Origin of the sequence: Lysinibacillus sp. NPDC093210 (assembly GCF_044753985.1) — a bacterium.
Lineage (GTDB): Bacteria > Bacillota > Bacilli > Bacillales_A > Planococcaceae > Lysinibacillus.
This window is the reverse complement of record NZ_JBIVOE010000013.1, coordinates 32,015-57,101: the sequence shown is the minus strand read 5'-3', so window position 1 is coordinate 57,101 and position 25,087 is coordinate 32,015. Positions and strand designations below refer to the sequence as shown.

23 protein-coding genes and 1 other annotated feature are annotated in these 25,087 nt (G+C 37.6%); of the genes, 11 read left to right on the top strand and 12 right to left on the bottom strand.

Translation table 11 applies throughout. From position 1 onward, the window contains the following. Positions 1-69: 69 nt before the first annotated feature. The 6 genes from ACIP9C_RS21590 (at position 70) to ACIP9C_RS23130 (ending at position 3,425) form a co-directional block, all read left to right on the top strand. Positions 70-483, top strand: a complete 414-nt coding sequence (locus ACIP9C_RS21590; RefSeq protein WP_401014444.1) for an HIT family protein — start codon at positions 70-72, stop codon at positions 481-483. A gap of 164 nt (positions 484-647) precedes the next feature. Beyond that, positions 648-1,184, top strand: a complete 537-nt coding sequence (locus tag ACIP9C_RS21585; RefSeq protein ID WP_401014441.1) for a tryptophan transporter — start codon at positions 648-650, stop codon at positions 1,182-1,184. Positions 1,185-1,389: 205 nt separating this feature from the next. Continuing rightward, positions 1,390-1,785, top strand: coding sequence for a YtxH domain-containing protein (locus ACIP9C_RS21580; protein ID WP_401014438.1), 396 nt, complete (start codon positions 1,390-1,392; stop codon positions 1,783-1,785). Positions 1,786-1,941: 156 nt separating this feature from the next. Continuing rightward, positions 1,942-2,502 carry an HTH-type transcriptional regulator Hpr gene (locus ACIP9C_RS21575; RefSeq protein WP_029747195.1) on the top strand — a complete coding sequence of 187 codons (561 nt, stop codon included), beginning with the start codon at positions 1,942-1,944 and terminating at the stop codon, positions 2,500-2,502. Between the two features lie 121 nt (positions 2,503-2,623). Then, the gene (locus tag ACIP9C_RS21570) at positions 2,624-3,169 is read left to right on the top strand and encodes a DUF3267 domain-containing protein (RefSeq protein WP_401014435.1); all 546 of its coding nucleotides are present in this window, start codon (positions 2,624-2,626) and stop codon (positions 3,167-3,169) included. A gap of 70 nt (positions 3,170-3,239) precedes the next feature. After that, on the top strand, positions 3,240-3,425 hold the full coding sequence (locus tag ACIP9C_RS23130; protein ID WP_010857338.1) for a hypothetical protein: 186 nt from the start codon (positions 3,240-3,242) through the stop codon (positions 3,423-3,425). A gap of 180 nt (positions 3,426-3,605) precedes the next feature. Here ACIP9C_RS23130 and ACIP9C_RS21565 read toward each other — a convergent pair whose 3' ends face one another. Beyond that, on the bottom strand, positions 3,606-3,713 hold the full coding sequence (locus ACIP9C_RS21565) for a YjcZ family sporulation protein (RefSeq protein WP_080647610.1): 108 nt from the start codon (positions 3,711-3,713) through the stop codon (positions 3,606-3,608). Between the two features lie 142 nt (positions 3,714-3,855). Between ACIP9C_RS21565 and ACIP9C_RS21560 the strand changes: the two genes are divergently transcribed. Beyond that, positions 3,856-4,803 (top strand): peptidylprolyl isomerase, encoded by a 948-nt coding sequence (locus tag ACIP9C_RS21560; protein ID WP_401014430.1) that lies wholly within the window; start codon positions 3,856-3,858, stop codon positions 4,801-4,803. A 57-nt stretch (positions 4,804-4,860) separates the two neighbouring features. On the opposite strand, the gene yhaM is transcribed toward ACIP9C_RS21560, so the two are convergent. From yhaM to ACIP9C_RS21545, 3 genes are read right to left on the bottom strand one after another with little or no spacing between them, the layout of a single operon-like run. Further along, complete coding sequence (yhaM, locus tag ACIP9C_RS21555) at positions 4,861-5,799, bottom strand: 3'-5' exoribonuclease YhaM (RefSeq protein ID WP_401014427.1); 939 nt, start codon at positions 5,797-5,799, stop codon at positions 4,861-4,863. Beyond that, positions 5,796-8,696, bottom strand: a complete 2,901-nt coding sequence (locus tag ACIP9C_RS21550) for an ATP-binding protein (protein ID WP_401014424.1) — start codon at positions 8,694-8,696, stop codon at positions 5,796-5,798. The genes yhaM and ACIP9C_RS21550 overlap by 4 nt, the downstream gene beginning before the upstream one ends. After that, positions 8,693-9,907 (bottom strand): metallophosphoesterase family protein, encoded by a 1,215-nt coding sequence (locus ACIP9C_RS21545; RefSeq protein WP_401014421.1) that lies wholly within the window; start codon positions 9,905-9,907, stop codon positions 8,693-8,695. The genes ACIP9C_RS21550 and ACIP9C_RS21545 overlap by 4 nt, the downstream gene beginning before the upstream one ends. 304 nt (positions 9,908-10,211) lie before the next feature. On the opposite strand from ACIP9C_RS21545, the gene ACIP9C_RS21540 reads away from it, so the two are divergent. Further along, positions 10,212-10,397, top strand: a complete 186-nt coding sequence (locus ACIP9C_RS21540) for a YhzD family protein (RefSeq protein WP_401014418.1) — start codon at positions 10,212-10,214, stop codon at positions 10,395-10,397. 234 nt (positions 10,398-10,631) lie between these two features. Here ACIP9C_RS21540 and ACIP9C_RS21535 read toward each other — a convergent pair whose 3' ends face one another. After that, positions 10,632-11,414 (bottom strand): enoyl-CoA hydratase, encoded by a 783-nt coding sequence (locus tag ACIP9C_RS21535; RefSeq protein WP_401014415.1) that lies wholly within the window; start codon positions 11,412-11,414, stop codon positions 10,632-10,634. A 138-nt stretch (positions 11,415-11,552) separates the two neighbouring features. Here ACIP9C_RS21535 and trhO point away from each other — a divergent pair, with 138 nt between their 5' ends. Further along, positions 11,553-12,515 carry an oxygen-dependent tRNA uridine(34) hydroxylase TrhO gene (gene trhO / locus ACIP9C_RS21530; RefSeq protein ID WP_401014412.1) on the top strand — a complete coding sequence of 321 codons (963 nt, stop codon included), beginning with the start codon at positions 11,553-11,555 and terminating at the stop codon, positions 12,513-12,515. 187 nt (positions 12,516-12,702) lie between these two features. Here trhO and ACIP9C_RS21525 read toward each other — a convergent pair whose 3' ends face one another. After that, a complete protein-coding gene (locus ACIP9C_RS21525) occupies positions 12,703-14,352 on the bottom strand; it encodes an FAD-binding dehydrogenase (RefSeq protein ID WP_401014409.1) in 1,650 nt (549 codons plus the stop codon). Positions 14,353-14,766: 414 nt separating this feature from the next. Continuing rightward, positions 14,767-15,004, top strand: a binding site (T-box leader). A gap of 151 nt (positions 15,005-15,155) precedes the next feature. Between ACIP9C_RS21525 and serA the strand changes: the two genes are divergently transcribed. Continuing rightward, the gene (gene serA / locus ACIP9C_RS21520; protein WP_401014406.1) at positions 15,156-16,763 is read left to right on the top strand and encodes a phosphoglycerate dehydrogenase; all 1,608 of its coding nucleotides are present in this window, start codon (positions 15,156-15,158) and stop codon (positions 16,761-16,763) included. 221 nt (positions 16,764-16,984) lie between these two features. Here serA and ACIP9C_RS21515 read toward each other — a convergent pair whose 3' ends face one another. The 5 genes from ACIP9C_RS21515 to ACIP9C_RS21495 all read right to left on the bottom strand — a co-directional run bounded on the left by ACIP9C_RS21515 (position 16,985) and on the right by ACIP9C_RS21495 (position 21,994). Beyond that, a complete protein-coding gene (locus ACIP9C_RS21515) occupies positions 16,985-17,773 on the bottom strand; it encodes an HAD family hydrolase (RefSeq protein WP_401014403.1) in 789 nt (262 codons plus the stop codon). Between the two features lie 205 nt (positions 17,774-17,978). Then, positions 17,979-18,224 (bottom strand): DUF3006 domain-containing protein, encoded by a 246-nt coding sequence (locus ACIP9C_RS21510; protein WP_401014400.1) that lies wholly within the window; start codon positions 18,222-18,224, stop codon positions 17,979-17,981. Further along, complete coding sequence (locus ACIP9C_RS21505; protein WP_401014397.1) at positions 18,211-19,386, bottom strand: MBL fold metallo-hydrolase; 1,176 nt, start codon at positions 19,384-19,386, stop codon at positions 18,211-18,213. Before ACIP9C_RS21505 ends, ACIP9C_RS21510 begins: the two co-directional genes overlap by 14 nt. 121 nt (positions 19,387-19,507) lie before the next feature. Continuing rightward, the gene (locus ACIP9C_RS21500) at positions 19,508-20,854 is read right to left on the bottom strand and encodes a GntP family permease (protein ID WP_401014394.1); all 1,347 of its coding nucleotides are present in this window, start codon (positions 20,852-20,854) and stop codon (positions 19,508-19,510) included. Then, positions 20,855-21,994: a glycerate kinase gene (locus tag ACIP9C_RS21495; protein ID WP_401014388.1), complete on the bottom strand. Its 1,140-nt coding sequence runs from the start codon at positions 21,992-21,994 to the stop codon at positions 20,855-20,857. Positions 21,995-22,199: 205 nt separating this feature from the next. On the opposite strand from ACIP9C_RS21495, the gene ACIP9C_RS21490 reads away from it, so the two are divergent. Further along, complete coding sequence (locus ACIP9C_RS21490) at positions 22,200-23,273, top strand: CdaR family transcriptional regulator (RefSeq protein WP_401014385.1); 1,074 nt, start codon at positions 22,200-22,202, stop codon at positions 23,271-23,273. Positions 23,274-23,546: 273 nt separating this feature from the next. Here the strand turns inward: ACIP9C_RS21490 and ACIP9C_RS21485 are convergent, their stop codons facing one another. Then, the gene (locus ACIP9C_RS21485) at positions 23,547-25,052 is read right to left on the bottom strand and encodes a coproporphyrinogen III oxidase (RefSeq protein ID WP_401014382.1); all 1,506 of its coding nucleotides are present in this window, start codon (positions 25,050-25,052) and stop codon (positions 23,547-23,549) included. Between the last annotated feature and the right edge of the window lie 35 nt (positions 25,053-25,087).

Here is a 25,087-nt window from a genome sequence, read left to right as displayed (position 1 = left end):
TAGCAAATGATACAGTTATGAGTATGATAGAATAAACTTACATATAAAAATTTAAGGGGGATTTTACGAATGAGCGATTGCCTATTTTGCAAAATCATTGATGGATCAATTCCAAGTACAAAAGTTTACGAAGACGAACATGTTTATGCATTCACAGACATTTCACCTGTTGCAAAAGGTCACACACTATTAATTCCAAAACATCACTGCCAAGACTTATTCGAAATGCCAGAAGATGTAGCGCGTAATTTATACGCAGTCGCACCAAAGATTGCCAATGCCATTAAAGCAGCATTTAACCCAATTGGTATGAATACAATTAATAACAATGGTGCTGCAGCTGGACAAACCGTTTTCCACTACCACTTACATTTTATTCCGCGTTACGATGAAAAAGAAGGCCTAGGTTTAATTTGGCAAACACAAACATATACACAAGAGCAATTAACAGAAGTAGCCAACAGCATTAAAGCCAATTTATAGTGCCAGGCACTCAAACAATTTAGTACAAAACAGCTTATTGACTGGACATTGAATGCTATTGTCAAACGATCAATTTTAGCGTACAATCACAAATAAGTTTCGCTAACGGTCATGAGGACACGTTAGGAAACAAATAGATTAGCATAGTTGAGGAGAGATTAGAAATGAATACAAAAAATCTAGTGTTAATGGCACTTTTAGTTGGTGTCGGTGCTGCCCTTTATGTGGTCACACCAGGTATGGTAAATGGAATGAAGCCTGACTTCATGTTAACCATGATGTTTATCGGCATTTTATTGTTCCCTTCGATAAAAGAAACTTTTTTACTTTCTTTATCAACAGGGGTGCTTTCAGGTTTATTTACAACATTCCCAGCAGGTTTTATCCCTAATATTATTGATAAAGCTGTTACCGGTTTTGTGTTTTTAGCAATCCTTATCGTACTAAAAAAAGTTATAAATCATTTTGCTGTATCCGCAGTATTAGTTGGATTAGGCACAATTTTATCAGGTACTGTCTTTTTATCTGTTGCCCTATTTGTATTTAACGCTAACGTAGGTGCAACATTTGCAATGCTGTTTGTTGGGGTTGTAATACCAGCTGTTGCATTTAATGTCGTAGCATTTGTTATTATTTATCCTATCGTTGCGAAACTAGTGAAACGTTCTAAATTCAACACAGCAATTTCGCAAGCATTATAAAACAGCACCAACCGCACTGTACTACTACTTTTTAAACGAAGAACAGATTTAGTCGCGGGCGTAAGACGTTTTTAAGCCTTAATATAAGGGAAGAAGCTAAACAGTGAGGCAAAATCACTCGTTTAGCTTCTTTTTTCTTTTTTTATCGACTGATTTCATGGTTTAATAGAAGAAAGATAACAAATATAGAAATGAGGTATTTACTATGAAAGCACAACCATTTTTAATCGGATTAACAACAGGCATTATAGGCGGCGCAATTGCTGTCCTTTTTTCAACACCTCAATCGGGCCAACAATTACGTTCTACAATACTTTCTAATACTGATAGTGCAAAACTAAAGCTTCAAGATGTAAAGCATCAAGTCAACAACGTTAAACAATCCGTAGGTACATTAACAAATGAAGCAAAAAATAATATACCACAAATAATAAATGATCTAAAACATTCGATTACTATCTTCACGCAAGAAATCGAACCGACAAAGAATAATTTACAACAAGAAATAGAAGCATTACAGAATTCAATTAACGAAATCGAGAAAAACGTTGCACAATTCACCGATAAAAAGAAAAAACCGCAAGAAAAAGTGCAGGCATAAAGTTTTATGCAAGAGTTTTAAAACCTATTTTTTTACCAAAAACAATCATCAAAATGTTATTTTTTAACCACTTTTCAATTTTTTAATTTTTCTAACTTTAAACTTTTTTTCTTTATTGCTATAATAATTTTAAAACGTTAAAGAAAGCAGTAGGTGATGGCTTTGTCAGAGGAATTATACACTCAAAAAGAAGCAATGCTATACAGTCAAAGAATTGCACAATTATCAAAAGCTTTATGGAAAGCAGTTGAAAAAGATTGGCAACAATGGATTAAACCATACGATTTAAACATTAACGAGCACCATATATTGTGGATTTCATATCATTTAAAAGGGGCTTCCATTTCAGACGTAGCAAAATTTGGTGTAATGCACGTTTCAACAGCATTTAACTTTTCGAAAAAGTTAGAGGAACGTGGTTTACTGAAGTTTTCGAAACGCGACGATGACAAACGTAATACTTATGTAGAGCTAACTGAAACAGGGACAGACCTTATTATTGAAATGAATAGCAATTATCATAACACATATCATTCTGTGCTTGAGGGCTCGCTAGCTTTGAAAGATTTGTATGGTCGTTTCCCAGAATTTTTAGATGTGATGGCTGTTATTCGTAATATTTACGGTGAGGACTTTATCGATATTTTTGAACGTTCATTTCAACACTTCCGTGATTCCTTTGACACGTTAGAAGAACGTTCTACTGTAAAAGGATAATTTATGCTAAAAAAGGAGGCATTTCAGAAACATTTCTGAAATACCTCCTTTCTCTTGCAATCTTATAGAAATCAATTTACATTGAATAGGAACCTTCCCTATTATGGAGTTGATATTTAACGTGCACTGTTGGAAAATTTTAAACCTTGAACATCATTATGGAACGACGCGTATTGTAATAATGGGTGTAATTGTTTTTCTCACTGTCTTTTCCGTGTCCTATGTGACATTTAATTTATTTAACGATGAATATTATACTGATCATTTGTTCTGGCTATTTGTTATTGCCGTCCTTGCGCTTTATCCTATTCATAAATGTATACACTTTCTAGCATTATATGACTTACGCCAGCATCTCAAATTACGTATAAAGAAACAGTTTTACTTTATTCCTGTACTGCACATGCGTATCCGTGAGCCATTATCTAAAAACCGATATATTTTCGCATTACTTGCACCATTTATCGTATTAAATACAAGTATCGTTACTGCTACATGGCTACTACCTGCCTATACACATTACGGTACATTACTTTTAGCGTATCATTGTAGTTTATGTTTAATTGATATTCTTTACGTGAAGTATTTGTTGAATTCACCTAAAGATGCCCAAGTTGAAGAAACACCGAAGGGCTATGAAATTTTAGTACCACCTACAATTAACTGATTCGCTTGTACTTGTGTTTTATTGACGTTTTTTGATATGCTAATAATACTGAAAGAGGGGAGGAATAGACTTGCTATTAATGATTGTAGTTCTATTCTCGGTATTCTATTTATTTCAAATCAATCGCATGACCTACGCACTGTGCATGCGACGTGAAATTCCCGAAGAAAACCAACCAAAGATATTCCGAACTATCAATATACTTATCACAATTTTACTTGTTTCATTTTATGTTGAAATTTTATTTGCGGTCTAATGAAGATGCATCCGCGCCAGTCCGCACGCGGGTCATGTATTTAAAACATCCATGCAGCAATGGGAATTTAATTGACGCCAAAATTTTTCGGCCTCGGCCCAAGCGTGCGGAGCGAATGCCTAGATATTGATAAGAAAAGCTAAGGAACAGCATATCCTTAGCTTTTCGGCATTTTATTAATTAGTATAGGAACGCTGCACCAACAATAATTAATAAAATAAATAACACAACTAATAAAGCAAAGCCTGAGCCGTAGCCACCGCCACCACCGTATCCTCCGTTGCTCATAACTTCACCCCCTTTCTTTTCTATATCCTATGCGCTTTGAAATTTGAAATTTAGGCTATACTCAAGGGGGAACCATTTTGTTTTTAAAACGTTTATGTTATAGTAAAAAATGGACGAATTGAATTAAGGAGAGAATATCCATATGAAAAAGACTGTATTATCTTTAACATTAGCAGCCTCAATTTTAGCTCTTGGTGCTTGTAGTGGAGCTGATAGCAAAGCATTAGTTACATCTAAAGTAGGCGATATTTCAGTATCTGATTTTAACGAAAAAGCGAAAACTTTGACAGGCTCTTATGTATTACAACAGATGGTGACTGAAAAAGTATTAGCAGACAAATATGAAGTGACTGATAAAGAAATTAAAGAACAATATGATGCAACTGCATCTCAGTTCGGCGATAGCTTTGCACAAGCACTAGCAGAAAATGGCTTAACTGAACAAGGCTTTAAAGATTCTTTACGCGTACAACTACTTCAAGAAAAAGCTTTAAAAGACAAAGCAATTAAAGAAGAAGACGTTAAAAAATATTATGAGCAAATGAAAACAGAATTAAATGGTCGCCATATTCTTGTAGCAGATGAAAAAACTGCGAAAGAAGCTATCGAAAAAATTAAAGGTGGCGCTTCTTTTGCTGATGTTGCAAAGGAATACTCAACTGATACTGGTTCTGCAGCAAAAGGCGGAGAGTTAGGTTGGTTTACAGTTGGTTCTATGGTAGATGAATTCAATGATGCGGCTTATGCCCTTCCATTAAACACATTAAGTGAGCCAATTAAATCAAGCTATGGCTACCACGTAATTGAAATTACGGAAAAGCGCGATGTAAAAGATGTAGGCTCATTTAAAGATGAAGAAGAAAAAATTCGTACAACAATGTTAAACAAGCTTACACAAACTGGTGAAGCACAAACATTGTTAAAAGACATCATCGCTCAATTAGCAAAAGATGCAAACTTTAAAACTTCTGATAAAGAATTAAAAGATGCATTAGAATCATTTACAACAACAAGTGAAGAACAAGCAAAAGCAGATGAAGAAGCTGCTAAAAAAGCTGCTGATGAAAGTAAAGACAAAGAATCTAAATAGTAATTATTTTACTATATGAAAAAGGGTTACGCCGCTTCAGGCGTAACCCTTTTTGTTTTATTGAATATTTGGCTTGTAAAATGATCGATTATCGAGTGGGAATAGTCTCTCTGTAAATTCTCCAGGAGCTGTTTTACCTAATGCGCGTGTAAGCATATTCATTTTTGCATCAATATTATCAATATAATGTAAAATTTCCGCTTCTTGAATCATTGGTTTTTTCGGGCTTCCCCACTCCTCTTTCCCATGATGCGACAACACTAGATGTTGTAAGAGCATCACTTCTTCGCCTTCGATTTCAAGTTCGCTTGCAATTTTAGCAATTTCATTGACCATAATCGTAATATGGCCAAGTAAATTACCTTCTACAGTGTACATTGTTGCAACCGGACCAGATAATTCAACGACCTTACCAATATCATGTAAAATAATTCCCGAATATAATAGATCTCGATTTAGCGTTGGATATAAATCAGCAATGGCTTTCCCTAGCTTTAACATTGATACCATATGGTCTAATAAGCCTGATGCATAATCATGATGGTTTTTCGTTGCTGCTGGAAATACTAAAATAGCATCCTGATGCTTTTTAATAGCTGCACGCGTGATACGTGAAATATTTGGATTTTTAATATCAAAGAAGAATTGTGTCAATTCCTCATAGAGCTCTTCTTTTGGAGTAGCAGCAGAAGGAACTAAATCATTAACGGCAATTCCCTCCTCCGGCTTTGCCACACGAATTGTTTTAATACGTAATTGGTTTTTCCCACGATAGTCATGAATTTCTCCACCTACATGCACTATCGCCTCTGCATGGTACATTTTTTCATGATCTTCGTTTGTATCCCATAGTTTCGCCTCAATGTCTCCACTTTTATCTTGTAGTAACAGTGACATAAACGGCTTCCCTACAGTGGTAACCCCTTTTGTCGATTGTTTAATTAATAAAAATTGATCAACTGATTCTCCAACTTGGAGCGTCGTAATACCTTTCATGTTGACGTCACTCCCCTTTCATTTGCTAGTGCTCCTAGATCGACAATTTGCTCTTTTTGCCAAAGTGCGAGCATCCCTTCATGGCAAGTAAAATATAAAATTTGACGTTCATATCCTACTTCTTTCATTAATTGTACCATTTTGTTTGTACGGTTTCGATCAAAATGGACAAAAGGATCATCCATTATAAATGGAAATGGCGCAGAAGTTGCAAGGGTTTTCGCTAATGCCATTCGCAATGAAATATAGACCTGCTCCTTTGTAGCTTGGGATAATTCTGCTACATGATAGCGTAAGCCAGAAACGGCTTGCGCCTCAAAATAGCCTTCCTCATGAATGAAAAGTTTATCGTAACGACCACCTGTTAACGAATGGAATATAGCATTTACCTGTGTAAGTACATGTGGTAATTTTTCTTCACGCAAACGGAATAATGTTTCATGAATAGCTGTTGCTAATGCTTTTTTTGTAGCCCATTGCTCCATTAGCTGTTGCAACAATGCTTTTTCTTGTTCAAACTGTTGCAACAGTAGACCATATTGTTCATCATTAAGCAAATATTCCTTTTCAATCTGCAAGGCAGCCCGCTCTTCTAAGCAATGTTCAATTTCTATTCGAACGGCATTACGTACTTCTTCCAGTGCTTGTATTTTTTCATGAAGTTGTTCCGCACTTAAAAAGCGCTCTTGCTGTTGCATATCTAATGAGGCTAATTGATATTGAATCGCTTGTAGTTCGGACTGAAGCTTTTGCTGCTGTTGAAATTGTTCAAATGTCTCGTAAAATGCATTTTCTGATTCTACATTCGCGTCATGAAATAATTGTGCGATTTCCGATTCGTAGTTTTCCAAAAGCGGTTGTACTTCTTGTTTTTTTGAATGAATTTCAGCGAGTTGTTCCTTTGTTTGCAACATCTGTTGTTGCTCCTGCTGAATTGCTAAATATGTTGAGCGTAGATGTACAAAAATTTCCTGCTCACTATACTCATTCTTTAAAACTTGCTGTAGCTTTTCATAAAGCTCATTTTTTTCAGATTGTATAGCATGTAAAAGCTTATATATGCTTGTTTTTTTAACTACCAACTCTTGTACACCACGAATACGCATAAACAACTCTGGTAATAGTGACCGTGGTACACTTCCCTCTAAGTGAAAACGTTCCAAAAAGCTTTGCAGCATATGTGTTGCCTCGGCGCTTACTTGTTCAGTTTGTTGAATTTTATGTTCGAGTTGTGCATACTGTCGTTCTTTATCAAGCTGTTGCTCGTTGGCTAGCATCCATCGATCTTCAAGTCGTTGTTTTTTCACAAGTAACACTTGCACAATATTTTCTTCTTGCTCTAGCTCTCTCAATAATTGACTATTATGCTCAGGAGGCCCATCATCAGCTTGTTTCGCTTGTTTTAAATGCAATATGAATACTAGCGATAAGAGGGCACCAATAACCATTACCGCCCAATTCTTTTCTAAAACACCGTAAATAAGCGCAACAATGCTTATAGCTATCACAAGGATAACAAGAAATGTTGGCTGCTTCTGTTTTGAACGTTGCGATTTAACATGGCGTAATTGTTCTAAGCGCCTCTTTCTCTGGGGCCACTGTGCTAAAATATGTTCTTCCTCAGCTGTTAATGACTCCTGCTGTAGATGCTTTTTCTGTCGAGAAATGCTATCAAGTTCCTCATGTATCCGTTCTAACGATTGTAAATAAAACTTTAGCTCTTCTTCAGCTTCAGTTAAGACAGTCAACTGTCGTTGAAATTGTTCTTCTTGTTGCAAAGATACAGTTCCCTCTAAAAGGGTTGCTTGAGCTTCCAATTCCTGCACGCCTAGTAAACGAAACTGTGCTTCAATGTCTTGCTCTAGTACAAACAGCTCGTCCTTAAGGTTCTGCTCTTTGACGAGGAGCTGATTCCAAGTTGCTTCTTTATTCATTAGCCTTGCAATTTCTTCGATTGCTTGTTCATCTGCTGTTAATTGAAGCTTACTTTTTAAAGCTTGATATTGTTCTTCTAGTTGAGTCAGCTGGAATGTTTCGTGCGTCAGTCGATCTTTTAACTGTTCGTAGCGTCTAATTCCTTCTGGTGGGAACTGAACATGTGCATACCTTTTATATGATTGCTGTAGCGTTTCTTGTTGTTCAATGAGTGGCATTGCCTGTTTTATGACCGTAAGTTGTTGCCAATCTTGTTGCAGTGTTTTTTGTTGTTTATTTAAATCCTTCAATCTTTGCTCAAGTTGCTGTAATTTGAGTGATTTATCTTCGAATGTATGGATTGTAGCCTGTTCTTTCTTAATAGTCTTTTCAAGTTGCTTTAAATACTCGATTTTTTGATTAATGAGGGGAAGTTTACCAGTTTTTTTAAAAAGCTCTCCAGCATCTTTTTCTAATTTTTTTTCAAGTGCAGATAGCCGATGAATGCCAGTTGTCCCTGATGCAAGCAATAGATGTGTCAATTCATCCTCTGACATTTTTTCGATACCTTGCAGTTCATGAATTGAAAATGAAAAAATCGCTTCAAAAGATGCGCGTGAATAGCCATACAAAAGCTTGGCTAAAAGCTCGTCATGCCCCTTCATACCATCTTCAGTATATACAGTAACATCACCAGTAGCCTTTCCTTTAACACGTTCAATCGTACATTGACCATATATTGGGTGGAGAATGGTCAGCTGCCCCCCAAATTTGGGTGATGTTTTTGGCTCGTATTTTCGCTGGCTTTGTTGCTTTGTTGGAAACCCAAAAAGCATCTGTAAAATAAACTGCTGTATAGTCGTTTTACCAGCTTCATTCATGCCATAAAAAATAGTTACACCGTCTTGCAAAGAGATTGTGATATTTTCATGCTTACCAAAGCCGTAAATGTGAATTTTTTGTATCGTTAGCAAAGTTTTCACGCCCTTTGAATTTCATCGGTTAATAACTCCTGAGCATCAAGCTTCAATTGTTCAATTTCTCGTTCTGTTATAGGTTCTACAAATCTTGCACCACTCGCATGCTGGTACAAATCCTTTAAAATATCTTTCCAATCGGAAATATCCCACTGCTCCATTACACTGATTACAGATTCAGTCATAGCAGTCGACTCATATGATGTTGAAACTTTATGCAAAATAAGTTTTTGCACCCATCCCATTGGTTCAATCCCATCTTCTGACTCCCGAATTGTTTCAAGCCATTCATCTACCGAAGCATGTTCAAACAATGCTGCAGCTTCTTCATCTAGATTCTTCAGATGAAGCTCAATTACAGATGCTCCATATTCCATTCGATTATGAGCGATTGCCTCTTCACATTTTAGTAGTAACTCATTTGCATGAAGCACATTTGTGCAATCCACCTCCACCATATTATAGACAACAGCAGAAGTCGGGATAAATGTTAAATCAGCAGATGTTTGCGACAAGGTTACATCATAAAAACCTTTCACTCCTTGTTCATTGCGGTGTCTACTTTGAATATTACCAGGATAAACAATCGGTGGTTCATTGTGTAATAACTGTCGTTTATGAATATGACCAAGTGCCCAGTAATGGTATCTTTTTTCAAGAAGTTGCTCTTTTTTAAATGGTGCATATACCGCATGTGTAGAATCACTTGCTTCACTGCCATGCAGCATACCTATGTGAATTGCATGCTGATCCTGCGCAACAGGATAACGATCAATCATTGATTCCTTAACATGACGCTCACCATAGCTAAAGCCATAAATATTTACTTGCTGACCACGTATTTTTAATTGTACAACACTCGTATCAGCTGGTAATTCGTAAACATTACTTGGCAAAGCAAAACGTGTCCAAGAACCATGTAAGTGGTCATGATTACCATAGCTGACAATGACGGGGATGTTATGTTCAAATAGCGTCTCCATCGCTGCCTGAAAACGTCTTTGTGCCTGTAAACTGCGATTTTCTCCATCATAAAGATCTCCTACAATAAGTAGGAAATCTGGTCTTTCTTCGATTGTCTTCTGAATAATCTTATCAAATGCTTCAAAAGTACTTGCACGAATTTTTTTTAGATTCTTTTCAGGTAATCCAAATAAGCCTTTAAAAGGACTATCTAAATGTAAATCTGCCATATGGAAAAAACGAATTGCGGACATCCAATCACCTCTACTAATTAATTAAACCTTTGTTCTTCATTTCGTCTAGATTTTCATTGTACTTGTACAAGGCTTAGTAGCTTTATGCCCTGTACAGAAGGATCAATCGAAAGCGAATATTTGTTCTATTTTATCATACTTCATGTTAGTTGAGAAACGAAATCATAGAACTATTCATCTTCATGTTGTACTAAATTTTCCACAATTTTCGTAAATTATCGAAATATTCGCTAGATATACCGTGAAGTTTATATTTCTTCTATGTATAATAGATATATATTCAAGTAAAGGGTGGGGTTTGTTTATGAATAATTATCGTTTTACAGCTTTTGAAAAAACTGGGGAAACACTTTTTGATGAAACTTGGACTTTTGAAAACGATGAGGCTGCAAAAGTAAATGGTCAACAACAAATCGTTGAAAAGGGTGTTGCAGAAAAAACACATCGCCTTGTTAACGCTTCTGGGAAATTAATATTATTCCATGTTTAAACTATGAAATTAGAAAGACACGTAGAAAATACGCTAGGCGTCTCACACATTAACAAAGTTTGCAAATAGTTATATAGTTGGTAAATCGGCAAGCCCCACCACTTCACCTTTGTGGACGAGATCGAGCATCCGAAATGGAATCTCGCTTTTCTCGCAACAGAAGTCTATGTGATGGGGCTTGCGTCGGATTAAAATTTTATATTTTTATTTAGCTTGTGGACCACACTAAATGCCTTAATGTCCTACAAAGACGGGCGTTCTTTTTTCAACAAATGCATGAATGCCTTCTAAATGATCAGCCGTTTTACGCATAGCAGATTGCCCTTGTGCTTCCATCGCTAAAACGCTCTCTAACTGCGGCAAGTTTTGTGCATGTAAAATCTTTTTAGTCATAATCATTGAAGCAATTGGTGATGCTAGCATCTTTCCAACTAATTGATCAGCCACTGCAAAAACCGATCCTTCAGGCGCAACATAATCGATTAATCCTATATCGTGTGCTTCCTCGGCTGTTAGCACTTTACCTTCCCAAATCATTTGTTTTGCTTTCACAGTGCCAAGTCTTTCCTTCATAAAGAAATGACCACCACCATCTGGAATTAACCCAATCCCTATAAAATTCATAGCAAGCTTACTATTTTCGCAAGCAACTACGATATCAGCACCTAGTGTTAAACTAAAGCCTAACCCTGCTGATGCACCATGTACCGCAGCTATCACAATCATTGGTAGTTGGTAATAAGCTTTGACGATACGTGTTAAATATACCATTGCCTCATCAATATTTAGCGGCTTATTTGGATCTAGCATTGCTTTAATATCACCGCCCGCAGAAAAGACCTTTCCTTCCCCACGAATAACTAAAACCTGTATTTCTTTTTCCTGCTGTAATGCTTCAAAACACTCTGCTAATTCACGCATCATCACATCATCCATCGCATTCATAGCATGTGGTCGATTTAGCGTTAAAGTAGCACGACGCTCTAATTTTTCTAATGTAATTGTTGAAAATTCCATGTCCTACACCCCCAAATATGAATAGTCATTCACTATGTACTATTCGTGTTTTTTCTGAAAACTCCTTCTCTCCTACGCAAAATAGTCATTGTTATGCTATATTTAATGTCGAATAATGAATTAAAGGTGGGTATTTTTGTGACACAAAAGGACTTTCGTGTATTACTTTATTATAAATATGTCGCTATTGAGGACCCAGTAGCATTTGCCGAAGAACATTTAGCATTTTGTAAAGAAATCGGTCTACTTGGTCGTATTTTAGTAGGATTAGAGGGCATTAATGGTACAGTTTCTGGCACGATTGAGCAAACTGAAAGCTACATGAATCATATGAAAGCTGACCCTCGTTTTAGCGATATTATGTGGAAAATCGATGAAGTAGAAGGGCATACATTTAAAAAAATGCATGTGCGACCTCGTACGGAGATTGTACACCTTGGCTTAGAAAATGATATTAACCCATTAGAAATAACGGGGGATTATTTAACACCAAAAGAATTTATGACTCGTATGCAAGAAGACAATACGGTTATTATAGATGCACGTAACGATTATGAATTTGATTTAGGACATTTCCGCAATGCGGTGCGCCCTGAGATTGAAAACTTCCGTGATCTTCCGGCTTGGATGGAAGAACATAAAGAAGACTTTACTGGTAAAAACATCTTAACTTACTGCACGGGCGGCATTCGCTGTGAAAAATTTTCGGGTTGGTTAAAACGTGAAGGCTACGGTGAAAGTGTCGGCCAACTACATGGTGGTATTGCAACGTATGCTAAAGACCCTGAAGTAAAGGGACAATTATGGGATGGTCAAATGTTTGTTTTTGATCGTCGCCGCACTGTGCCTATTAATCAGGTCGAGCATGTGGTTATTGGTAAGGACTATTTCACAGGCGAACCAACAGAGCGCTATACAAACTGTGCTAATCCTGAGTGCCACAAATTAATGCTATGTGAGGAAAAGCACGAGGCATTTTATATGCGTAGCTGTTCAGACGATTGCCGTCGCGCAAAACGTAATTTCTTTGTTGAAGAAAATGACTGGACAAAAGAGCAAGTAGAAGAACAAATAGCAAAAATTGCGCAAGCTCAAAAATAAAATTGTTTGAGTGCCTGGCACTTTCACGTAGCACATTGCAAGCCGCAACCGTCGCAATCGCGCCGTCTGTTGCGGCTTACTTTACGTGCGTTCCAACATGATTCTTTGCGAATTGTTTCTTAGTTAACGCTACTGGCTGTGCCATAAGAATTCAGAATTGTTTGAGTGCCTGACACTTAAGATGGCACTATTGTTGTGCTAAAAAGCGACCAACTTGTCGTCCGCTAAATAAACATCCTCCGACAAACGTTCCTTCCAATGCGCGGTAACCATGTACACCGCCCCCTCCGAAACCACTAACTTCTCCTGCTGCAAATAATCCTGGTACCGGTTGTCCATTCATGCCAAATACAGCTCCATCTAAATTCGTCTGTAAGCCCCCTAATGTTTTGCGAGTTAAAATATTTAAACGTACTGCAATAAGGGGCCAATTTTTTGTATCTAAAATTTTATGTGGTTTTGCAACCCGTACTACTTTATCACCAATATAATTTCTTGCTCCATGTATTGCATTTACCTGTATATCTTTCGTAAATTTATTGTCCATTTCACGATCCCGTGCTAATATTTGCTCTTTAATTTTAATAAAATCAAGTAATTCATTCCCTGCAAGCTTGTTCATGCCATCTACTAGCTGTTTTAAATCGTTTGCAATAACAAAATCCTCCCCATGATTTTTAAATGCTTGGATCGGTGCAGGTGGACCTGGTAAAATGCGTTTCATCAACTCTGATATGCTTTTATTCGTTAAGTCGGGATTTTGTTCTGAGCCTGATAAAGCAAACTCCTTTTCAATGATTTTTTCAGTTAAAATAAACCATGAATAATCATAACCCGTTTTTTGAATAGCCTCTAACGTACTTAATGTATCAAACCCTGGAAAATTCGGTGCTCCAAAGCGATTTCCCTCGGCGTCAAACCATAAAGATGAAGGACCTGGCAGAATACGAATACCGTGGTTTGGCCAAATTGGGTCCCAGTTTTTTAAACCCTCTGTATAATGCCACATCCGATCCCGATTAACGATACGCCCACCAGCATGTTCAGTAATTTCTAGCATGCGACCATCTACATAAGCTGGTACGCCGCATACTATATTTTTTGGCGGAGTGCCAAGGCGAGCTGGCCAATTTTTGCGTACTAAATCTATATTTGCACCAATGCCCCCACTTGCGACAACAACTGCCTTTGCTTCATAGGAAAAAGCACCTACCCCAATGCGTGAACTTTGCTCTCCTCGTTGTGCAAAGCTTTCAGCTAAAATTGTGCCACTAATGCCAGTAATTCGACCATCCTGTTGTATAAACTCATCCACACGATGTCTCGGCTTAAAGTCAATAATTCCTTCCTTTATCGCTTTTTTCACTTTATCTGCAAAGGGCTTTACAATCCCTGGCCCAGTTCCCCACACAATATGAAAGCGAGGAACCGAATTACCGTGACCTCCCGCTAATGAGCCACCTCGTTCAGCCCAACCAACTACAGGGAAAAACTTTATACCTAATGATTTAAGCCATGCATATTTTTCACCTGCAGCAAATTCTACATAAGCCCTTGCCCATTTGTAAGCCCATGAATCCTCATCTTCCAAACGATCGAAGCCAGCTGTCCCTAGCCAATCCTGCCATGCAAGCTCTTTGCTATCTTTAATACCAAGCCTTTTTTGCTCGGGTGAGTTTACTAAAAATAGCCCACCAAAAGACCAAAATGCCTGTCCTCCCATTGAATTTTCAGGCTCTTGGTCCACCAATAGTACACGTTTCTTTGCATCTATTAATTCACAGGCTGCAACTAGTCCCGCCAGACCAGCTCCGACAATCGCTACATCATATTTCATCCCAACACCCCCGAAAAATCTAAATCTATCTTTCTTTACATACATTCTTCTCTTATTGGCACTTTACCTCCTTATCGTTATATAATTTCGACAAATATGTGGCATTAACGAAATGTTCGCATTCCGTCTTAAAACAAAGGAAGTTTTATTGAAATAATTTAATATAATACAATTATCTCCCGAAAACTTTTTATCTTTTACACTCGCTAAACCCCTATATTCTCTGTCTTGACACATTCGTTAGCGCTTACAATGTCCTTTGCAAAAAGACGAATATTATTAACTGTTTATATCAATAATGTTCGTATATAAGCAGTTTTCAGACTTTTGAAGCGAGTAATTTTAATCTTTTTTTGAATAATTGTTGACAAAGGTGAACAATAGGGATTATGATGTTAACAAATTTAATCACACAAAAATATAACGACGGAGACACGCTAGTCGAAAGAAAATCCAAAGAGAGCTGATGGTTGGTGTAAATCAGTGATTTCTACGATGTAGTTCCACTCCCGAATAGACGAGCCGAAAACCAAAAGTAAGCCTGTCCGTCACATGCACGTTACGCATATAGCTAAGACTGCAACGAAATTCTTTCGAGCAGTAATTAAGGGTGGTACCGCGAACCTATATTTTTCAGCCTTTCGCCCCTTACGACACAATACTTGTGTTCGTAAGGCGCGGAAGGCTTTTATATTTTTCGAAAAAAAGATTGTTTGTATGATGTAGGAACCGCAATTTTACAAAATGGGGTCTGCACTTATAAACATCACTAATAATTTTTATTTAAAAGGAGCTAATTACAAATGACTATTGCAACAAAAACAATTAACGTATTTATCGCTGATCCACTAAGTGAAGATGGTATTTTCCCATTACGCCAAGAAAAAGATTTAGATTTAAACGTAATTATCGATACTGGACTAGCACCTGAGGAATTAATGGAAAAAATTTCTGATATTGATGTCTTACTAGTTCGTTCTCAAACAACAGTAACACGCGAAGTAATTGAAGCTGCGAAAAGCTTAAAATTAATCGGACGTGCTGGTGTAGGTGTAGACAACATTGACCTAGCTGCTGCAACAGAACACGGTATTATCGTGGTTAATGCACCAGATGGTAACACAAACTCTGCCGCTGAACATACAATCGCTATGATGACATCTCTTGCTCGTCACATTCCACAAGCTTTCAATACATTGAAGAATGGTAAATGGGATCGTAAATCATATGTTGGGGTGGAGCTTAAAAATAAAACTCTTGGCGTTGTTGGCTTCGGTCGTATTGGTGTAGAAGTCGCTTACCGTGCAAAAGGTCAACGTATGAACATTATGGCGTACGATCCATTCTTAACTGATGAACGTGCAAATGAGCTGGGTGTTACAAAATCTACTGTCGAAGAAATTTGTGCCGCTGCAGATTTCATTACAGTTCACACACCATTACTACCAGAAACACGTAACCTCATTAATAAAGAAAAGTTTGCAATGATGAAAGATGGCGTGCGTATTATTAACTGTGCTCGTGGTGGTATCATTAATGAGGATGATCTATATGATGCTATTGTCGAAGGTAAAGTAGCAGGCGCAGCTCTTGACGTTTTCGTTTCTGAGCCAGCGACTGACCACAAATTACTAACTTTACCACAAGTAATTGCAACACCTCACTTAGGTGCATCTACAATTGAGGCACAAGAATCTGTAGCTGTTGACGTATCAAACGATATCATTAAATTCTATAAAACAGGAACGGTGACAAACCCAGTAAATATGCCATCAATTCCAAAAGAGCTACTTGCACAAGTAGAACCTTTCTTTGAATTAGCTGAAAAGCTTGGTTCTTTCTTATCTCAAATAACAGCTGAGCCAGTTAAAGAAATTAACCTATCTTATGCTGGTGAAGTAGCAAACTATGATGTACGTCCATTAACTTCTAATGCTCTAAAAGGTTTATTAGCTAAAAACCATGGTAATCACGTTAATGACGTCAATGCTCGTTATTTATCTGAACGTATTGGCATGAAAATTAACGAACATAAAACTACTACTGCGAAAGGCTTCACAAGCTTAATTACAGTTGAAGTAAAAACGGCTACTGAAACACATACTGTTGCCGGTACATTATTAAATGGCCTTGGCGCACGTATTGTAAAAGTCGAAAACTACGTAGTAGACGTTGTCCCAGAAGGTCACCTTCTTTACATTAAAAACACAGATAAACCAGGTGCGATTGGACGCGTTGCAACAAAACTAGCTGAAAAAGATATCAACATCGCAACAATGCAAGTTGGGCGTGCTGAAGTTGGTGGAACAGCTGTGATGATGCTAACAGTCGATAATGTTGTTACGGAAGAAGATTTAACATACGTTTCACAACTTGAAAACATCGATGAAGTAAAAGCAATTGACCTTTAATCGCTAAATTACTAAAGCATAGGCATCAAGGAGTTCACACTCTTGATGCCTTTTGTCATTTTTCTATCATTATTGATGGTCGCGGAGGATGAGGGCAACGACTACTGCTATGGCACACATTGTCTAAGCTCTATCGGCGATTCATAAAAAAAGGGCTGATTAGTTAATAATCAGTCCTTTTTTAAGCATATTTATTTTTTTGTTGAACTAAATTGTAAGGATTAAAGCTCTTTCACAAGTTTTAAAAAAGCTGTTAATGAATCTACCTCATATGTTGGTGTAACAACTCCTGTAGGTACATTATTTTCACGATTAATCCAAACATTACGCATGCCAACTCTAGATGAACCTAAAATATCTGTATTTAAGTTGTCGCCAACCATAATTGCCTCGTCAGCAGTAATGCCCGCCTTTTCCATCACATGCTCGAAGATAGAAGCATCTGGCTTCCCTTTTCCAAAATCACCAGAAATGATAATATGGTCAAAATACGGAGCAATTTCCGGAGTAATTTCTAATTTTAAATTTTGTAAGCTTGGTGCACCATTTGTTAATAATATAAGTTGATATTTACCTTTCAGCTCATCTAAAACAGTAAACGTATCTTCATATAAAAGTGGTGACACTTTACGTTCTGCTACAAAGCGTTCTCCTAGTTCGGCTCCAAACTTTGCATCGTCAATTCCAAGTGCCGCTAAGCCCTTTGTCCATGCTTCCGAGCGGTATGCAGGTACAATTTCTTTCATCTTTTGGAAAGAATCAGTTGGATCATCAAATGTTCCCCAAAGTCCTTCGAATGGGTTAATACCGATTAACACCGTATAGTCATATGTTTCGTAGCCCTCATAAAGTGCACGTGCTTCTTTGCGCACAGCTTCCTCTAATTCAGCTGAATCCACCGTATGTATTGTTGCAGCATATTCACATGTTTTTTCAAATGCTGTTTTAACAGATTTTTTGTCCCATAACAACGTATCATCCAAATCAAAAATAATTGTACTTATTGACATCGTGTCAGCTCCTAGCTTCTTTTCTACTTGAACAAAAAGCATTCATATCGCTTATTTTAGCATATTTTCAAAATAGTTAGCATAGTTTTTGTGCATCGTCCCCGGTTCTAAAAGCAGCATATTGTGACTTTCTATAGCGTAAAAAAATCCACTTCACTTTGTGCCAGTCACTGAAACAATTCAGAATTGTTTCAGTGACTGGCACTTAATTTTTTCGGCGTAATTTGTCCATCAAACTTTGAACTTCGGCTTTTTTTTGCTCTGTTTCTTCTTCTAATATGTCGATATGGTAGGTGTTATCGATTTCTTTAATTAGGACGCGATCACCCGCTTGTAACGAATGATCAATGGTATTGATAGGTAGAATTAGTTGCTCAATTTCCTCTGGATATTTTAAAAAAATTGCATAGCCATCTTCAATACGGTCTAATGTGTATTTAGTCGAGTTCACTTACAACTTCCCCTTTCGCATTAAGTAATTGCGCACGATCCCCGTCATTCAGCCAAATCTGTCTTGTTGTCCACTTTAAATAATTTTGCCCCTCACGTGCTGTCGTACCACTTGTAACATAAATCGTTTTGCCAGGCTGTAACGATACATTTGGAAAATTAAAAACTTGATTACCTTCTATTGATACAAGTTGCCAATCTTTTAAAGAAACCGTATCTTGACCATTATTTTTTATAGCAACAATTTCCTCTATTAAATCCTTGCTAATCATTTCTACATCTTGTTTCATTTTTGGCTTTTCGGCAATGGCCCCAGACCACTCTTTCGCACTTACATTATAGCTTACCCCATCTGTTGAAACGGTAACTGTACCAGCTTCGGCTGTTGCATAAATTTTACTTCCAATCGCCTGTAAACGCTCTACAACTTCGGCATGTGGGTGTCCGTATTTATTGTCCTTACCATAACTCAATATGGTTACTTCTGGTTGCACTGCCCGTATAAAGCTTTGAGAGCTACTTGTATTGGAACCATGATGGCCTGCCTTTAAAACCGTCGCCTTAACATTTTGTAGTAGCATTTCTTTTTCTAAAGCTACACCTGCGTCACCTGTTAATAAAAATGAAATATTTCCATAGGTAACTTTTAACACAATTGACGCATCATTATTGTCAGAAGCATTTTCGTTAGCATTCAGCACCTTTACTTCTAGTTCATTATCAAAAGTAATGCTATCCCCTGTTTTTGGCACGTTATATGGAATATTATTCGTATCAATAAGCGAGAGCATTTCTTCAAATGTTTGTGATGTATGTACTTTCCCCGAATCATAAAACTGTTCAATAGGAATCGAATTTAATACAGGGATTAAACCACCAATATGATCGGCATCAGGATGAGTAGCGACGACTATATCAAGCTTATCAATACCAAGTTCATTGATATATGAAACGACCTGTTGCCCAGCCCCTTTAACACCTCCATCAACGAGCATCGTTTTACCATTAGGTGACTCAATTAAAATGGAATCGCCTTGTCCTACATCAAAAAAATGCACACGCATTTCATGACCTGCTGCCACTGGTATTTTTTCTGTTTCTAATGTTGATGTACATCCTGCTAATACAAAAATACAAAGGAGCACTGCGAGTAATTTTTTCATAGAATAACTTCCTTTCTATTTTCTATTATACAAAAAAAGAGAGCGAACCCGAAGGCTGCTCTCTGTTTCTACTCAATCTAATTGCGGCTAATAACAATTCGAAAACTTCTGCTGAAGCAGGTTAAACTAGTATCCACCACAAAATCATTGTAATCACAATTGTAACAAGCCCCTGCAATAGTGTCGCAACAGTTTGTGCTTTATAGGCTTGCGTAACTTCCATCCCACTGTATTGCGTAATAACCCAGAAAAAGCTATCATTCACGTGACTAACCGTCATTGCTCCTGCACCGATTGCCATAACAACTAATGCTAGAGGAACAGCGCCTTCAATGCCAAGCGTAATAAGCATTGGAGCTACTAGTGAAGACGTAATAACTAATGCTGTTGTTGACGAACCTTGTGCTGTTTTTAACGCAGCTGCTACGATAAATGGTACAACTAGGAAAAGACCTCCAGTTGCAAACATACCTAAATCCATCTCTTGCAACATTTCACCAACGCCAGCATTTTTAATAACCGTTCCAAAAGAGCCGCCCGCTCCAGTAATTAATAAAATCGGAGCAGCCTCTTTTAAGCTGTCACCAATCCAACCAGTTAACGTCTTTTCACTAATTTCAGGTAATAATAACATCGCTGCTGCTACACCTAAAAATAAGGCAACTGTGGGTGACCCTAAAAAACGTAAAATCATATTAAATGTAGCTTCACTATCCCCAACTAATGCTGCGATTGATCCTAGACCGATTAACACAATTGGAAGCACAATCGGTAAAAATGATTTAAACGTTGAAGGCATTTTACCAAATGATTTAATAATTTCTTCATAATCTAATGCCTCTAAGTCATCTTCAGGCACACGAATTTTTGTCGCTACTTTAACTGACCATAAATAGCCTATAAATGTCGCTGGAATTGCTACTAACAATCCAATAACAATCACAGTTCCTAAATAATCTGCCGCCCCAATATTACCAGCCGCTGCTATCGGTCCTGGTGTTGGCGGTACTAAAACGTGTGTAGCAAAGAGCCCTGTTGCCAATGCAACAGCCATCGAGGCAATCGTAACATTTGCGCGCTTTGCTAATGATTTTTGTAAACTCGATAAAATAATAAATCCTGAATCACAGAAAACTGGAATAGATACGATATAGCCGATTAAAGACATAGCTAATTGTGGCCGCTTTGGACCAACGATTCGCAATACAACCTCTGCCATTCGATAGGCAGCCCCTGATTTTTCTAAAATTAACCCGATGATTGTTCCAGCTATAATGACTAAACCAATGCTTGTCATCAAGCCTCCAAATCCAGTATTTATACTCTCAACAACAGTTAATAATGGCATACCAGAAGCAATGCCTACAAAAAATGCACTAATTAATAGTGCTAGAAACGGATGAAGCTTTAGCTTTGCTGTTCCGACTACAACAAATAATACCCCTATTAAAATAATAACGAACAACATTTACTCATCCCCCATATTTACATAATTCTCAATTATTTTTTTCGTTTTTAGACGAATCAAACGATAAGGCTCTAGCATTGCTTGCTGGACAGTAGTCGATTCATCTACTAGTGATTCCACAACAGCAAAATAATTGAGCAAAACAGGCTTATCTTCTTCATCAATGGCTCCAGACAATAACACAGCCTGTGTGTTTGTTGTTTTTGCAGCCATCGCCACCCCCAATGGCGCCTTTCCATGTAACGTTTGACGATCCGATTTACCTTCTCCAGTAAGAACAATTTGTGCATCTTTCAAATGTTTTTTTAACTGTACAGCATCTATAACAATATCTATGCCTGCATGAAAAGTGCCATTTAAAAAGGCAATTAATGCGCCACCTACACCTCCAGCAGCACCTGCCCCTTTATAATCATGTAATCGAATATGAAATTGCTTTTCCACAATATCTGCAAATTGCTTTAAGCAATTATCAAAATAAGTAATTTCATGCTCTTTCACACCTTTTTGCGGGCCAAAAATGGCTGTAGCTCCGCGCTCTCCAATCAATGGATTATCCACGTCACATGCAATTGTAAATGTTGCTTCAGACAGTCGTGCATCAAGTTGACTATTATCAATGGACGCTAAATCTAGCAATGCTGATACGCCATTCGCAATGGGAGTCCCATCATCTTTTCTAAATTGCAAGCCTAGTGCCCTTAATAGACCTATACCAGCATCGTTTGTTGCACTGCCACCTATTCCAATAATAAATTTACGAAACCCTTTATTAAGTGCAGCCTTTATTAACTGACCTGTCCCATAGGTCGATGCAAGCTCAGGGTTTTTTTCACTGTCCTGCAACAGCGTAATACCAGATGCCTGTGCCATTTCGATAACACAGGTTTCATCATCCCCAAGCACACCAAACTTTGCTTCGATTGTTCTGCCTAACGGATCAAGCACATTTTCTGAAATATACTCCCCCCCTGTTGAAGCAATGAGTGATTCTAACGTACCTTCTCCACCGTCTGCCACTGGTAAAATAACTGTTTCAATCGATTGATCAGCATCCAAGATTCCTTCATGCATCGCATTTGCTACTTCAAATGCAGACAAAGTACCTTTAAAAGAATCCGGACAAATTATGACTCTCATGTTATACCCCCACTTTACATCCATTCATATTTACGTTGGTGCTCAGCTGTCAGACGATATAGTTTTATCGCATACAAGAAATTTCTTCTACTCAAAGTTAAGCGCTTACAAATTATTATAATGACAATAAATTCAGAAAACATTATAATGAATGTACAAATTAACTGTCATATAACAGAGGTTTATTTATGCGAGGTGTATAAGCATGTTAACAAAAAAATTAGCAGAAGAAATAGTGCATCAAACAATGTTACGTTTACGTCGCAACATTAATGTCATTAGTCCAACCGGAGTTATTTTAGCATCTGGTGATAAGATGAGAGTTGAAAATATTCACGAAGGCGCACTTTACGTGGCAAAAACGAAAGAGACACTCATCATTAATGGGGAAAATATTGATGCCTATCCAAATACAAAACCTGGCATCAATATGCCGATTATGTATCAGGATGAGGTTCTTGGAGTTATCGGCATTACAGGCGATTCTGAGGAAATTTTAGAAATTGCCAATCTCGTTCAACTAACAACTGAAATCATGACACATCAAGCTATTGTGGAATCGAAAAGTGAGTGGCAACGTAAAAATAACGATTACATATTCGAAGCGTTGGTGCATGGTAGTAAGATAGACGCTGCCTTACAAGAACGCATTCAAAAGCTTCCGTTCATTTTAGAAGCACCATTTCAAATTGTATTACTTAGCTTGGATGCACCGTCATCTGTGGAAAATAGCCTCCCTCTGTTTATTGAGGATTTATTTTATAAGCAATCTGTTCTTTCTGGTCATAGCCAACTACAAGAATATTATATTTTACTAACAAACTACGATGAACAGCAAAAGCAGCATATGATGAAAGCATTACGTAAAAAAAAGCACAAACTACCTTCATTACAAATTGGTGTAGGACCAACTGTACCCAATTTAGCGCAACTTCCACATTGCTATAACGGTGCTAAAACAGCACTTGAATTTGCCTTTATTAATAAAGAAATTACGTTTTTTGAAGATGTCGAGTTATTTTCTCTTTTTAAAAAGAGAGATTCCGAGGAAGTACAAGCATTTCAAAATCGCGTTCTAAAAAATATGAATGCTAAACAACTCGAAACATTACAAACCTTTTTTGATTGTAATTTACAACTTAAACTTTGTGCACAACAACTTAATATTCACCGTCACACACTTACCTATCGATTAAATAAAATTCGAGAGCTCACAGGCTACGATCCACAATATTTTGAGGATGCTGTCATTTTAAAAATGGCCTGCACTTTACGGTAAATCATTTACGGCAATGTTAACAAAGGTTTACCGGCGATTCGGCGATTTCGGATGGTGGTGACAGGCACTCAAACAATTTTACATGTTGATGGTAGCGTAGGCGTTGACTCCTGCGGGAACGCACGCATAGTAAGACGCAACAAGCCGCGCGTTAGCGAGGGTTGCGGCTTACGGTGTGCCCGCGGAAAGCATCCGCCGTAGCGGACATCAACGTCACACCAAAAAAAGTGTCAGATTGATTGCAGTCAATCTAACACTTTACTCTTTTGCCCTTTAAGCATTATATAATTCATTTAATAGCTCAATTTTTTTGCCAATTGCGTCTTCAAACGTCATGATGTAAGCTGCGGGATCTTTTGGATTATAGAATTGTGTAATCTTCCCTGTCTCAGGATGAACAAATTTTGAAGATGCTCCACAACCAATACCTAAGATAGTCTGCACTTCCTCCATAATAACAATATTATATATGCTTTCTTCGCCCGCTTTACTGTAGCCTACATTTTCTAAATTACCTAAAATATTTTTTTGACGGTATAGATAGTAAGGAACATAATCATTTTCCTTTGTCCATACTTGCGCCATCTGCATCATTTGTGCGACCGTATCACGATCTGCCACCTTGTATTTATCTTTATTGCGGGTCATTTCGGATGCACGTTTAAAGGATAATGTGTGTACTGTTAATGACTCTGGTTGCATTTTTGCAGATTCCTCTAATGAATGTTGGAACTCTTCCGTCCCTTCATTTGGTAAACCAATAATTAAATCCATATTAATGTTATTCATTCCAGATTCGCGTGCTAACCAAAACTTATCAATCGTTTCTTGCACCGTATGATGGCGTCCAATTGCTTTTAATGTTTCATCTGTATAAGATTGCGGATTGACACTAATACGATCAATGCCCCATTTTTTCAGTACGGCTAATTTCTCTGGTGTAATCGTATCCGGACGACCTGCTTCCACCGTTACCTCACGAATCGTTTCTGGGTTCGGGAAGGAGTCATACATTGTTTGATACAATTCATCCATTTCATGTGCCTCGATTGAAGTTGGTGTACCACCACCCCAATAAATTGAAGTGATTTTCATATTATTTTCTGTCAGCCACTTACCCATCTCACGTAATTCAATGTGCAGTCCATCTAAAAATGTCTCTACACGACCTTGCTTACGGTTACTACCAATCGCATAAGCAGGGAAAGTACAATATGCACATTTTGTTGGACAGAATGGAATGCCAATATAAATACTAATTTCCTTCCCAATATTATCTAAGTCAGGAATAGTGACGAGCTGACGAGCTACAATCTCCTTCAACAGTGTTACCTTTTCCTCGGACAATCGGAAGTCACGTACGAGCACTTCAGCAATTTCTATATCATCCAAACCTGCCTGGCGGAATTTATGATAGAGCTTTGTTGGGCGCACACCTGTTAAAATACCCCATTGCTGATGCATCCCAGTATGCTGCTCTAGCACATCTAAAAACACGTGCGATAGTGCACGTTTCATTCGAATATTTTGCTCACGACCCACTGCCTCTATCTCATAATCAATATGGTAATCACTCGTATAACGCTTACCATCTACCTCTAGCACCGCTCTCGTATAGATAGAAAAATTTTCATCAACTCGGTAGTTGAAGGCAACGGACATATCCGCCTCCTGCGCAGTCGTACTTAACTTCGAATCCTCAAAAAATAAATTCGCAATATGATTTAATACGCGAATCCAATCCTCAGGATATTTTTGATCTATTTGAATAATTTTCATTGTTTTCGCTCTCTTCTTTCAATATTCCAATGTAC